Origin of the sequence: Pseudomonas nunensis (assembly GCF_024296925.1) — a bacterium.
GTDB classification, from domain to species: Bacteria; Pseudomonadota; Gammaproteobacteria; order Pseudomonadales; family Pseudomonadaceae; genus Aquipseudomonas; species Aquipseudomonas nunensis.
The window spans coordinates 5103606-5115916 of record NZ_CP101125.1 but is presented as its reverse complement, the minus strand read 5'-3'; the positions used below and the strand labels follow the sequence as shown (position 1 = coordinate 5115916).

General features: G+C 61.3%; 10 protein-coding genes and 1 pseudogene. 7 read left to right on the top strand and 4 right to left on the bottom strand.

Annotated elements, in window-relative coordinates; genetic code table 11:
* Positions 1 to 28: 28 nt before the first annotated feature.
* Complete coding sequence (locus NK667_RS22525; protein WP_054049780.1) at positions 29 to 436, top strand: HPF/RaiA family ribosome-associated protein; 408 nt, start codon at positions 29 to 31, stop codon at positions 434 to 436.
* A 267-nt stretch (positions 437 to 703) separates the two neighbouring features.
* On the opposite strand, the pseudogene fecA reads toward NK667_RS22525, so the two are convergent.
* The 3 genes and pseudogenes from fecA to NK667_RS22510 form a co-directional block, all read right to left on the bottom strand.
* Positions 704 to 3037 (bottom strand): annotated as a pseudogene (gene fecA / locus NK667_RS22520) (TonB-dependent Fe(3+) dicitrate receptor FecA).
* Between the two features lie 257 nt (positions 3038 to 3294).
* Positions 3295 to 4224 carry a FecR domain-containing protein gene (locus NK667_RS22515; protein ID WP_054616095.1) on the bottom strand — a complete coding sequence of 310 codons (930 nt, stop codon included), beginning with the start codon at positions 4222 to 4224 and terminating at the stop codon, positions 3295 to 3297.
* Positions 4221 to 4709 carry a sigma-70 family RNA polymerase sigma factor gene (locus NK667_RS22510; RefSeq protein WP_054616306.1) on the bottom strand — a complete coding sequence of 163 codons (489 nt, stop codon included), beginning with the start codon at positions 4707 to 4709 and terminating at the stop codon, positions 4221 to 4223. Before NK667_RS22510 ends, NK667_RS22515 begins: the two co-directional genes overlap by 4 nt.
* A 178-nt stretch (positions 4710 to 4887) precedes the next feature.
* Here NK667_RS22510 and NK667_RS22505 point away from each other — a divergent pair, with 178 nt between their 5' ends.
* The 6 genes from NK667_RS22505 (at position 4888) to NK667_RS22480 (ending at position 11290) form a co-directional block, all read left to right on the top strand.
* Positions 4888 to 5193 (top strand): DUF3649 domain-containing protein, encoded by a 306-nt coding sequence (locus tag NK667_RS22505; RefSeq protein ID WP_054616094.1) that lies wholly within the window; start codon positions 4888 to 4890, stop codon positions 5191 to 5193.
* Positions 5190 to 6770: a PepSY-associated TM helix domain-containing protein gene (locus tag NK667_RS22500; RefSeq protein ID WP_054616093.1), complete on the top strand. Its 1581-nt coding sequence runs from the start codon at positions 5190 to 5192 to the stop codon at positions 6768 to 6770. The genes NK667_RS22505 and NK667_RS22500 overlap by 4 nt, the downstream gene beginning before the upstream one ends.
* On the top strand, positions 6771 to 7094 hold the full coding sequence (locus tag NK667_RS22495) for a DUF3325 domain-containing protein (RefSeq protein ID WP_054616092.1): 324 nt from the start codon (positions 6771 to 6773) through the stop codon (positions 7092 to 7094).
* Positions 7094 to 7657 (top strand): RNA polymerase sigma factor, encoded by a 564-nt coding sequence (locus NK667_RS22490; protein ID WP_152981027.1) that lies wholly within the window; start codon positions 7094 to 7096, stop codon positions 7655 to 7657. Before NK667_RS22495 ends, NK667_RS22490 begins: the two co-directional genes overlap by 1 nt.
* Positions 7654 to 8643, top strand: a complete 990-nt coding sequence (locus NK667_RS22485; protein ID WP_054616091.1) for a FecR family protein — start codon at positions 7654 to 7656, stop codon at positions 8641 to 8643. The genes NK667_RS22490 and NK667_RS22485 overlap by 4 nt, the downstream gene beginning before the upstream one ends.
* Positions 8644 to 8860: 217 nt before the next feature.
* Positions 8861 to 11290, top strand: coding sequence for a TonB-dependent siderophore receptor (locus NK667_RS22480; RefSeq protein ID WP_054616090.1), 2430 nt, complete (start codon positions 8861 to 8863; stop codon positions 11288 to 11290).
* Between the two features lie 135 nt (positions 11291 to 11425).
* Here NK667_RS22480 and NK667_RS22475 read toward each other — a convergent pair whose 3' ends face one another.
* The gene (locus NK667_RS22475; protein ID WP_054050189.1) at positions 11426 to 12301 is read right to left on the bottom strand and encodes a helix-turn-helix transcriptional regulator; all 876 of its coding nucleotides are present in this window, start codon (positions 12299 to 12301) and stop codon (positions 11426 to 11428) included.
* Positions 12302 to 12311: the final 10 nt, after the last annotated feature.

Sequence of the window (12311 nt, the reverse complement as noted above, 5' to 3'; positions counted from 1 at the left end):
GCGAGCTAGCTGAAATAAGGGATGAACTATGCAAATCCAAGTCAACAGTGATAACCATATTCAAAGCAGCATCCGACTGGAGGAGTGGGTACGTACTACCATTGAGAGCACGCTCGAACGTTACGAAGAGGACCTGACCCGCGTTGAGGTTCACTTGCGGGACGAAAACGGCGACAAGCCCGGACCGCATGACATGCGCTGCCAGCTGGAAGCGCGGCCTAAAGGCCATCAACCAATTTCCGTGACCCATAAAGCCGATACCCTTGAACAAGCGATCGACGGGGCGGCTGAAAAACTTGAACACGCACTAGAGCATCTGTTCGGCAAACTGCGGGGCAAACCACGTGCCGCTGTGGTGCCATTCGAGAGAGTTGCAGCCGATGCGCTGCTGGAAGATGAATTTCTCGAAAACGAACAGGCTGCACAAAACGGCTGAGGCCTGATTCACTTTTTACCCTTCCACTGACAAACGGGCCTGCTTATGCAGGCCCGTTTTTGTTTGTGCCCCTCAACGCAACGCAACCCCCGTAGCAGCTGTCGAGCACCGCGAGGCAGCGTTCGGCTGCGCAGCAGTCGTAAACCCTGAGCACGCGGTTTGCCTGAATCACCGCACTGCCTGATTTTGCGACTGCTGCGCAGCCGAACGCTGCCTCGCGGTGCTCGACAGCTGCTACAGGTCGCATGGTTGCGAGATATTCATTGCTTAGAACGCCACCGACGTCTGCACATAAACCGTGCGCGGTTCTCCCACGTACTTGCCCTTGTTGTTGTCATCAAACGAGCGAGTGAAGTACTGGTGGTTGAAGATGTTCTTCACCCCCACTGCCACATTCAAATCCGACAACTTCGGCCCAAAGTCATACGCCGCGCGGCTGCTGAACAGCATGTAGCCCGGAATCCGTCCGGTGCTGCCGTCGGCGCTTTCCTCCGAGGTGTTGGCGTTGTCGGCAAACTGGTCGCTCTGGTAGCTGCTGTCCAGGTTCAGCTTCCACGCGCCTTCGGTATAACCGACGCCGAGCGTGCCCTTATGTTTTGAGGAGAACGGCACACGATTGCCCTTGTTCGGTCCGTCTTCGCGGATGGTCGCGTCCACATAGGCGTAAGTGGCGTAGACATCAAAACCAGCCAATGCAGGGCTCAAGTCATCGAGGGCATAGTTGATGCTCGACTCGATACCCTGATGCCGCGTCTCGCCCCGGGCGATCACCGAGTCGTTGGTCTGGTTGCTTTCGTACTGGTTGTCGAAGTTGATCAGGAACGCACCGATTTCCGCCCTGAGCGCGCCGTTATCGTAGCGAGTGCCGAGTTCCCAGGTCCGGGCCTTCTCCGGTTTGACTTCGCCGCTGGTCACTCGGTTGGGCATCTGGCTGTACTGCACGCTACCGAACGAGCCTTCGGTGTTGGCGTAGAGGTTCCAGCTGTCGGTCAGGTGATAGAGCACGTTCAACGCCGGCAGCGCGGTGTTGTAGTCGCCCTTGTACTTCACGTTGGTCAGGTTGTTGGTCTGTTGCGACTCGATCATCTCGTAGCGGATCCCCGGCGTGAGGGTCCACTTGCCGATGTCGATCCGGTCATCGACGAAGAACGCATTGGCTTCAGTGCCGCCACGGGTGTCGCGGTCGTTGCGGCTGTTGGTGGTCGGCAATTCATTGCTGGCAATCGGCGTGCGGTAGCGCAGTTCGTGGCCGGCCTCGTTGATGTAGCGTTAGCCGACGCCGACTTCATGGCTGGTCGGGCCAAGATCGAAGCCCTGGGCGAAACGGGTTTCCAGGCCACGCACCCAATACTCGCGAGGCGACAACGAAAGAAACGTGCCCTGATCCAGATAACCGCTGCGCAGGGTTTTGGTGAAGAAAGTGTTTGCGGTGAATTCGCGGCGATCTTCCTGATAGTGATAGCCGAAGTTGAACATCGTGCGGCGACCCCAGAACTGGTCTTTCGGGCGCGTGGACTGGTACGGATCGGCATCGTAATCGGCGACGTTCAAGCCGCCGGGCATATCGGCCTTGCCTTCGTAATACTGGGCCATGGCGTTGAAACTGTTGGCCTCGTCGAGCTGGTATTTACCCTTGAGGATCAGGTCGTCGATTTCGGTATCGCTGTGTTCGCGCCAGTCGCCACCGCGAGTGCCGGAATACAGCAGCGCGCCGCCCAAGCCGTTATCGGCGGTGCCGCCGGCCAGCAGATTGCCGGTGGTCTTAAAGCCGTCATGGCTGGAGGACGGGCTGGTTTCAGTCTGGAAACCGCCCTTGACCGTTGGCGCATCGGGAATCGCGCGGGTCACGAAGTTGACCACGCCGCCGACGTTCTGCGGCCCATAACGCACCGCACCGCCGCCACGCACCACGTCCACTGCGTCCATGTTGCCCATACTGATCGGTGCGAACGACAACTGTGGCTGACCGTAAGGCGCGAACGGCACAGGAATGCCGTCCATCAACACCGTGGAGCGCGAGGCCAGGCGCGGGTTGAGGCCGCGGATGCCGAAGTTCAGCGCCATGTCATGGCTGCCGGTGCCATTGTTGTCCGGGGCGTTGACGCCGGGGATGCGGTTAAGCACGTCCTTGGCCTGGGTCGCGCCCTGGCGTTCGAACTCTTCACGGCGGATCACGTCCCGCGCGCCGGGGTGTTCGAACACGTTGATCTGCGCCGCATCCCCCAACCAGTCACCGACCACTGTCGAAGTGCCCAGCTCTAGCGCGGTGTCGCCTGCCGGTTGCAGGCTGAATGCATTATTGCCCTCGGATCGGGCTTGCAGGCCGGTGCCTTCGAGCAACGCATTCAAACCTTGTTCCGTCGTGTAGTTGCCTTCCAGGCCACGGCTTTTCACGCCGCTGGTGACTTGCGAACCAAACGAAATCAGCACCCCGGCTTCACGGCCGAACTGGTTGAGGGCGTTTTCCAGGGAGGTGGGGGCGATGTGGTACGGCTTGGCGTCGGCGGCTTGAGTCAAAGAGACGGCGGCGAAGCTCAGGCTGGCGCCCAGCAAGAGTTGGCGCAAGGTGCGGGCCAGCGGGGTGAGGCGAGTCGGTTGCATGGACGACGATCCTGAGAAGGTGGAATCAAGGGGGCTTTCCTTCTCTGTCACGCCAGATCTGAAAAACGGCTCACGTAGTACGAATTATTTTGGTTGACCGATTCCTGTGGCGAGGGGGCTTGCCCCCGTTCGACTGCGCAGCAGTCGTAAAACCAATGCACACGATCCTCCAGAATGACTGCAGCGTCAGGTATTGGGGTCGCTCCGCAACCCAACGGGGGCAAGCCCCCTCGCCACAGAGGTTGTGTTAACTGGTCTTAAACCTTCGCCTCAACGCTCACCCAATACCGCGTAAACCGCCGCACCTTCACCGGCAAACTGATTTCCAACAGATCGAGAATCCGTTCACTGTCATCCAGCGGATACGTCCCGGAGATCAGCAAATCCGCCACCTTCGCGTCGCAATTAAGCTGCCCGCGACGATAACGACCCAGCTCATCCAGAAAATCCCCAAGACGCATATGCGCCGCCACCAACATGCCATCGGCCCAGGCGCCGCTGTTGGCGTCGAGGGGCAGGGGCGCGCTGACGCCGCGAGGCCCAAAACTCAATTGCCGCGCACTTTGCAGCAACAACGGAGCACCGCCGTCGGGCGTCAATTCCACCCGCCCTTCAAACACCGCAACCTGGGTCCGATCCGCAAATTGCCGCACGTTCATCCGCGCGCCTTGGGTTTTCAACAAACCCTGAGCCGTGCGCACTTCAAAACTCCTAGCGGCAGTCAGCAGCACCTCGCCTTCGAGCAAACGAATCAGCCCGTCCGCCTGCACATCCACCGACGTCGCGGTATTGAGCTGCAACTGGCTGCCATCGCCCAACGCCACTTTGCGCCGTTGACCCACCGGGCTGCGATAGTCCGCCAGCAACGGCGTCAGCGGATTGTGTTCGCGCATGCCCCAGGTCACCGCAGACCCGGCGCCAAGAATCAGCAGCAACTTCAACGCCTGGCGACGACTGCCGGACTTCGGCGCATTCAACGCCGCGTGAGCCAGCGGCGAGGACAACCCGCGCAAGCGCTGATTGACCCGCTGGATATGCTCCCACGCCCGTTGATGTTCGCTGTGCCCGTCGTGCCATTGCTGCCAGGCGTGTTGCTGGCGCGGGCTCAACGGCCCTTGCTGCATTTCCAGCAGCCAGTGCACCGCCTGCTCGGCGACACGGTTGGAAAAATCTGGCGGGGGGTTCATAGGGCGAAGTAGCAGCGCATCGCCGCTTTATTCAGGTGCCGCTTGACCGTGGCGATGGAGATCCCCAACTCGGCGGCGATCTGTGGATACGTCAGGCCATCGACCTGCGCCAGCAAAAAGGCGCGCTTGACCAGACGCGGCAAGCCGTCGAGCAACTGGTCGAGCTCCATCAGGGTTTGCAGGATGATCGCCCGTTCTTCCTCCGACGGCGCAACGCATTCCGGCAGCTGCGCGAGGGCATTGAGGTAAGCGCGTTCCAGGTCCTGACGACGGTAATGGTTGAACAGCACGCGTTTGGCGATGGTGGTCAGGAAGGCGCGCGGCTCAATGATCTGTGGGGTTTCCCGAGCCGTGAGCACTCGCATGAACGTGTCTTGGGCCAGGTCGGCGGCGCTGTCCGGGCAGCCGAGCTTGCGCCGCAACCAACCGGTGAGCCAGTTGTGATGGTCGTGATAAAGCACTTCGACGGGATTGGCGGGCTGCAACAGGACCACTCCGACACATACGGACACGTTAGAGAACAAGAATTGTTCGTATTGTAATGGTGCGATCGCGCATCCGGCAATCGGATCTCTTTTGCGTATGAGAATATTTATCATTAATATTGCGCGCTTGTTGGTCCTGCGATGTGCACGGGGCCTCACCCGGTTTCAAGGTCGAAACATGAAAGGCAAGATCAGCACGCTCCCCGTTTCCTACAGATTGGCGGTTACCTCGCGAGTGTTGGCTGCCTTGTTGGGCGGCTATGTCGTCGCCGCGCTGGCCAGTGTCAGCCTCAGCCTGTTGCTTCCCATGGCCCGCGCCGAAGCGGTGATCACCGGGATGATGACCTCGTTTCTCGCCTATCTGGTCGCGGTGCTCTGGTGCTTTGCCTGCCGCAGTGCCAGGCGGGCGTGGATCGGCATGCTCGTGCCGAGTCTGGTGCTGGGCGCGATTTCCGGGTTGGCGTACTGGGCGGGCCAGCCATGAAAGAGGGCTTTCGTCAGGCGATGGCCTGGTTGCATACCTGGGTCGGTCTGATCTTCGGATGGTTGCTGTTCGCGATTTTTTTGACCGGTACCCTCGCGTATTTCAAGGCCGAGACCACTCACTGGATGCAGCCGGAGATTCCCGCGCGCTCAGTGTCTTCCGAAGCCAGCCTGAGCGTGGCGCAAACCTATCTTCAGCAGCACGCCGCCAACGCGTCGCGCTGGGTCATCGACCTGCCGACCGCTCGCGAGCCCGGCCTGAATGTGCGCTGGCAACAAGCCCCGGCCGAACCGGGCAAGCGCGGTCAGTTCAGCAAAAAGACCCTCGACCCGCTGACGGGCGCCGAAGTGCAGGGCCGGGTCACCCTGGGCGGCGAGTTCTTCTACCGTTTCCACTTTGAGCTGCAAATGCCTTACCCGTGGGGCCGCTGGTTGTCGACCCTCGCCGCCATGCTGATGTTCGTCGCGCTGATCACCGGGATCATCACCCACAAGAAAATCTTCAAGGACTTCTTTACTTTCCGCCCGCGCAAGGGCCAGCGTTCCTGGCTCGACGGGCATAACGCGGTGGGCGTGCTGGTGTTGCCGTTTCACCTGATGATCACCTACAGCAGCCTGGTGATTTTCATGTCGATGGTGATGCCGGCCAGCATCCTCGCTTCGTACAACGGTCAGACCGGGAAGTTTTTCGAAGACGTGTTCCCGGCGGCCAACACGCCGCCCGCTGCAGGCCAACCGGGAACGTTGGCGCCGTTGGCCTCGTTGCTGGACCAGACCCGCGAGCAATGGTCGGGCGGGCGAGTCGGCAGTTTGGTGGTGAACAATCCCGGCGATGCGAATGCCTCGGTGGTGCTGGAGCGCGATGGCGCCGATGGCGTGGTCTACAACTTTGGCCGCGCGCTGACGTTCAATGGCGTGACTGGCCAGCTACTGAGCAAATCTGCGGAGCAGCCGATTCCGATGGCAATTGCCGGCGGTTTCTATGGTTTGCACATGGGCCATTTCGCCGGTCCGGTGCTGCGTTGGTTGTACTTCATTTGCGGCTTGGCCGGCACGGCGATGATCGGCACCGGCCTAGTGATCTGGCTCGGCAAGCGCCAGCTCAAACATGCGAAAAGCGGCGTGATGCCGTTCGAATTGCGGCTGGTGGAAGTGCTGAACATCGCCAGCATGTCGGGGCTGGTGATTGCCGTGGCGGCGTTCTTCTGGGCCAATCGATTGTTGCCGGTGGGGCTGGCAGAACGGGCGCATTGGGAGGTGAATAGCTTCTTCATTCTCTGGGGGCTGAGCGTGCTGCATGCGATGGTCCGCCGTGGCCGAGCGGCGTGGGTCGAGCAATTGACGCTGGCGGCAGTGTTGTTCGGCGCGGTGCCGTTGCTCAACGCGTTGACCTCGCAGCATCACTTGGGCGTTTCGCTGCGCCAAGGCGACTGGGCCATGGCCGGTTTCGACCTGACGTGCCTGGGCAGCGGCCTGTTCCTGGCGTGGGCCGCGTGGAAAATGCAGCGTTCGGGACGCACTGAACCGGTCACCCGAGCGCGTGCCCGACCTGTCACCCTTGAGCGCGAGGCGACCTGAATGCTGCTCGCCCTGTTGCTCTGTTACGGCGGCTTCACCGCGCTCTGTCTGTCGATGGACCGGCATCACGCCGACCTGCTCGGGCGTAAACCCTCGGTTCGGCGCCGATCCAACCTGCAACTTGGCGGCTGGCTGTTGCTCGGCTTGTCATTGTGGGCGGCGGTGTCCGCGACCGGTTGGGGCCTCGGCTTGGTCGAGTGGTTTGCAGTCCTGATGCTCAGCGCTTTGCTGCTGGTGTTGCTGCTGCCGTATCGCCCGCGCCTGGCCTTGTGGTTGGCGGCGTTGGGCCTGGTCGCCAGCCCCGTTTGTGCAGTGCTGACCTGATGCTCGCCAGCCCTCCGGAATCCCACGATGACGAACATCGTGGCGCCCGCGCGCATTTCCTCCAGGTGTTTCTGTCCCAGCGTTCGCAGATGGAAGCGCTGGTGAGTCGACGCGTGGGTTGCCGGGCGACAGCGGCGGATCTGGTGCAGGATTTGTTCCTGCGCTTCTGGCGCCGACCACTGGTGCAGGTCGAAGAACTCAGCACCTATCTGCTGCGCTGCGCCGGCAACATTGCCATCGACCATCTGCGCAGCGAAGGTACGCGGGTGCGGGTCAACGAAGGCTGGATGCCCGATGCGCCGGACAGCCAGGGCAGCGAGCCGCAAGCCGCGCTGGAGGCTGGCAACGATTTGCGCCATGTCGAAGCCGCGTTGCGTGCTTTGCCCGAGCGTACGCGACAGATTTTCTTGCTCAATCGCATTCACGGCCGCAAGTACGCCGAGATCGCGAAGGCCATGGGTTTGTCCCAAAGTGCCGTGGAAAAACATATGATGCGCGCCCTCGACGCCTGCAAGGCCAGCCTGCGGGAACCCGAACCGCGCACGCCAAGGAAAGCACCGTGAACCACGCCGAACGCGTCACCCCGACGCCCGCCCAGGAACAGGCTGCTTTCGCCTGGCTGAGTTTGTTGCACGATCAGCCCAGCAGTGGCGATCAACTCACGTTCAGCCACTGGCTGCAGGCCGATCCCGCGCATGCCGAGGCCTACGCCCAGGCGCAAGTGGTGTGGGAATTGAGCGAAGTGCCGGCGCGAAAACTGGCCGACGAAGAAGCGTTGGCCCTGCAGGGTTATCTCAATGCGATGAATCGCTCGCGGCGCCCCGATGTGCGGCGCTGGTCCGGCGCGTTGGCGATGGCCGCGTGCCTGTTGCTGATGGTCGGCCTCGGCGCAGGGTGGCAGCCGTTGCGTTGGGCGGATGATCTGGGCGCGGACTATGTCTCGGCGCCGGGGGAAGTTCGCACGGTGACTCTGGCGGATAAAACCCAAGTCACCCTCGACGCCGACAGCGCGATTGCCGTGGATTTCAGCCGTGGCGAGCGCCATGTGCAGCTGCGACGCGGCGCCGGTTTTTTCAGCGTGACCCACACCGGCGAGCCGTTTGTGGTGGAGGCCGAAAAGGGTCAGGCGCGGGTGCTGGGCACGCAGTTCGAAGTGCGCCTGCAACCGCATGGCGCGCAGGTCACGGTGTTGTCCGGGCGGGTTGGCGTGACGGCGGATCGTAATGCCGAGCAGCAAATCCTTACCGCTGGGCAGCAAGTTGCCTACGGCGAAGGTGCGGCGGAAAAACTGCATGCCGTGGACAGTGAAGCGCAACTGGCCTGGCGCCAGGGTTGGCTGAATTACTACAAGGCGAGCCTGGCGGAAGTGGTGGAGGATTTGCGCCGCTATTACCCGGGGCGGATTGTGCTGCTCAACGATGAACTGGCGGCGCGCCGGGTCAGCGGGAGTTTTCCGAGCAAGGATCCGCAGGCAGTGTTGAGTTCGTTGCAGGGGGTGATGGGGTTTGAGCAGCACAGTGTTATGGGGCATTTGATTATTTTGCGGTGAGGCGACCGACCCCTTCGCGAGCAAGCCCGCTCCCACTGGGGAATGCATTCCAAATGTGGGAGCGGGCTTGCTCGCGAAGGCGTCAGACCAGACACCACAGAATCCAGGATAAAAATAATTTCAAAATTTTAGTGAGGTAAACCCAAGCCCCATCCGTGTAGTGACTGAAACTGCGAGTCATTCGCATCCCGTAGCGGTTCTACACAGGTCATGAGCAATGAAGTCCAGGGCAAAATCGGGTTCGGTCAAACAGTGGTTCGGTGCCTCGGCGCTGAGTTTTTCGGCTTTGGCATTGCTGCCGCTGAGCGTGGCGATCGCCGCTGAAACCGCCAGCACGCAACAGCGCACGCAATTCAACTTTGCCCTGGCCGCCAAACCGCTGCCCCAGGCCCTGAGCGACTTCAGCCGGATCACCGGCATCAGCGTGGTCTACACCGACGAAGCGCCCTACGGCATCAACGCCCCGGCGATCAGCGGGCAGATGAGCGCCGAACAGGCGATCCAGCGTTTGCTCAGCGGTTCGGGCTTCACCTTCCGCCGCACCGACGCCCACACCCTGGCGCTGGAACCCGTGCCAACCGAAGGCACCCTCAACCTGGGCGCGACCACCATCACTTCGGTGATGGATCAAACCATGAGCTATCAGCCGCCGCCCACCAGTTCGGTGATGCGCAGCTCGGCGTTGCTTCAGGAAACCCCGCAGACCATCAACGTGATTCCGGCCCAAGTCATTCGCGACCAGGCACCGCGCAATCTGGATGATGCCCTGGCCAACGTCAGCGGCATCACCCAAGGCAACACCCTGGCCAGCACTCAGGACTCGGTGATGACTCGCGGTTTCGGTGACAACCGCAACGGCTCGATCATGCGCGACGGCATGCCGATCGTGCAGGGCCGTGGCATGAACGCCACCGTGGACCGGGTCGAAGTGCTCAAAGGCCCCGCCTCCTTGCTTTACGGCATCCAGGACCCGGGCGGCGTGGTCAACATGGTCAGCAAGAAACCCGAACTGACTCAATACAACGCCCTGACGCTGCGCGGTTCGACCTACGGCGACGGCAAGAACGGCAGCGGCGGTAGCCTCGACAGCACCGGCGCACTGGGCGATTCCGGGCTGGCCTATCGCATGGTCCTGGACCACGAAGACGAAGACTACTGGCGCAACTTCGGCACCCACCGAGAAACCCTGGTGGCGCCGTCCCTGGCCTGGTTCGGCGAAAGCACCAAGCTGCTGTTCTCCTACGAACATCGGGAATTCCTCACCCCGTTTGACCGTGGCACGGTCATCGATCCGCGCACCAACCATCCGCTGGACATCTCGCGCAACGAGCGCCTCGACGAACCGTTCAACAACATGGAAGGGCGTTCGGACCTGTATCACTTCGAGGCCGATCACGAGCTCAACGACAACTGGAAAGCCCACTTCGGCTACAGCTGGAACCGCGAAACCTACGACGCCAGCCAGGTGCGCGTCACCGCCATCGACACCAAGAATGGCACCCTGACCCGCAGCATGGACGGCACTCAGAATGCGATCAGCACCGACCGTTTCACCACTGCCAGCCTAGAAGGCAAGGTGAACGTGTTGGGCATGCAACACGACCTGGTGTTCGGTGTCGATGACGAATACCGCAAGATCTACCGCGAAGACCTGATCCGCCAGAAAAGCCGGACCACCTTCAGCTACGTCAATCCGGTGTATGGCCGCGAAGTTGCCGGCACCACCGTCAGCGCACCCGACAGTGCCCAGACCGATGAACTGCGCAGCGATTCGATCTTCGCCCAGGACTCGATTCACCTCACCGACCAGTGGATTCTGGTCGCGGGCGGGCGCTTCCAGGAGTACGACCAGTACGCCGGAAAAGGCGTGCCGTTCAAGGCGAACACCGACAACAACGGCCAGAAATTCGTGCCCCGCGCCGGCCTGGTGTATCGCTACACCGATGAACTGTCGTTCTACGGCAGCTACACCGAATCGTTCAAACCCAACTCGACCATCGCACCTCTGAGCGGCAGCACCGTGGTACTCGACGGCAGCATCGCGCCGGAAGAAGCCAAGTCCTGGGAAATCGGCGCCCGACTCGACATGCCGGGGCGCATCACTGGTGACATCGCGTTGTTCGATATCAAGAAGCGCAACGTGCTGATCGCCAATTCCGAAGGCCCCACCACGATCTACAGCGCCGCTGGTGAAGTGCGTTCCCGTGGCCTGGAAATCGACCTGACCGGCCAACTCACTGACCGCTGGAGCATGATCGGCAGCTACGCCTACACCGATGCCGAAGTCACCGAAGACCCGGACTACAAAGGCAAGAAACTGCAAAACGTCGCCAAGAACACCGGCTCGCTGTCGGCGGTCTACGACTTCGGCACCATTGTCGGCGGTGATCAACTGCGGGTCGGCGCGGGGGCGCGTTATGTCGGCGAGCGGGCGGGGGATGCGCCGAATGATTTCGACTTGCCGGGCTACACCGTGGCTGATGCGTTTGCTACTTACGACACCAAAGTCGAAGGGCAGAAGGTCAAGTTTCAGCTCAATGTGAAGAACCTGTTTGATCGCACCTACTACACCTCGGCGGCGAGCCGGTTCTTTGTGTCGATGGGGGATTCGCGGCAGATTTCGCTGTCCAGCACATTGGAGTTCTGATCAGGCACCGCGTCATCGTTCTTCGCGAGCAAGCCCGCTCCCACAGGTGACCGCGTTTTTTCATGGGAATGCGATCAAATGTGGGAGCGGGCTTGCTCGCGAAGAGGCCCTCACAGGCACCGCTAATCTCCTGCCCTAACGCAAAAACGCCAACCGATACTCCCCCGGCGTCCCACCCAACACCTGCCGAAACCGGTTGGTGAAATGACTCGCACTGGCAAACCCGCACGCCAGCGCAATCTCGCCCAACGGCTGGGAAGTCGAGCGCAACAACTCCCGCGCCCGGCTCATGCGCCGTGCCAGCACATACTGATGCGGCGGCAAGCCGAAACTCTCGCGAAACATTCGCGCAAAGTGATATTCGGATAACGCACACAACCCAGCCAACTGCCCCAGGCTGATGGGTTCGGCCAACTGACTGTCGATGAACTCCACCAACTGCCGCCGCTGATGCGCTGCCAATCCGCCCTTGAGTCGTAAGCCCTGGCGCATGCCAACCTGATTGAGCAGCGCGTGGCTGAGCATTTCGTGGGCCAGGCTGCTGGTCAGTACGCGCTCGCTGGGCTCTTCCCAATTGAGGGTGAGCATCTGCCGAAAACGCCGGGCCTGTTGTGGGTCGTCGAGGAAGGTGCCCTCACGCAATTGAAGTTCGCGCGGTTCGCGGTCCAGCAGCGTGACGCAGCCGAGGGCAAATTGTTCGGGGCTGAAATACAGATGAGCCAGGCGAATATCGCCGTTGATCACCCAACCGGACTGATGCTCGGCGGGCAGGATGCACAGTTTGTCCGGGCCGCCCTTGTTTCCGGGCTGGTCACGACGAAAGGTCCCGGTGCCGCCGGCGATGTAGCAGGACAAGGTGTGGTGAGTCGGCGCTTCGTAATCCTGAGCGTCGTGATGGTTGCTCCACAAAGCTGCAGCCATGCCGTCACCGAGCTCGGCGCTGTGCTCAAGGCGAGCATTCGGCGAGCGGTTGAGGGCTTGAAAAACTTGCAGGGTTTCCAGTGCGGGCATGATCGTTTTC

What these genes read in the sequence shown, in the direction of transcription:
- NK667_RS22505 (WP_054616094.1), top strand. Translation starts at nt 4,888, where the DNA reads ATGAAAGGCAAGATCAGCACGCTCCCCGTTTCCTACAGATTGGCGGTT.
- NK667_RS22480 (WP_054616090.1), top strand. Translation starts at nt 8,861, where the DNA reads ATGAAGTCCAGGGCAAAATCGGGTTCGGTCAAACAGTGGTTCGGTGCC.
- NK667_RS22500 (WP_054616093.1), top strand. Translation starts at nt 5,190, where the DNA reads ATGAAAGAGGGCTTTCGTCAGGCGATGGCCTGGTTGCATACCTGGGTC.
- NK667_RS22475 (WP_054050189.1), bottom strand. Translation starts at nt 12,301, where the DNA reads ATGCCCGCACTGGAAACCCTGCAAGTTTTTCAAGCCCTCAACCGCTCG.
- NK667_RS22515 (WP_054616095.1), bottom strand. Translation starts at nt 4,224, where the DNA reads ATGAACCCCCCGCCAGATTTTTCCAACCGTGTCGCCGAGCAGGCGGTG.
- NK667_RS22490 (WP_152981027.1), top strand. Translation starts at nt 7,094, where the DNA reads ATGCTCGCCAGCCCTCCGGAATCCCACGATGACGAACATCGTGGCGCC.
- NK667_RS22495 (WP_054616092.1), top strand. Translation starts at nt 6,771, where the DNA reads ATGCTGCTCGCCCTGTTGCTCTGTTACGGCGGCTTCACCGCGCTCTGT.
- NK667_RS22525 (WP_054049780.1), top strand. Translation starts at nt 29, where the DNA reads ATGCAAATCCAAGTCAACAGTGATAACCATATTCAAAGCAGCATCCGA.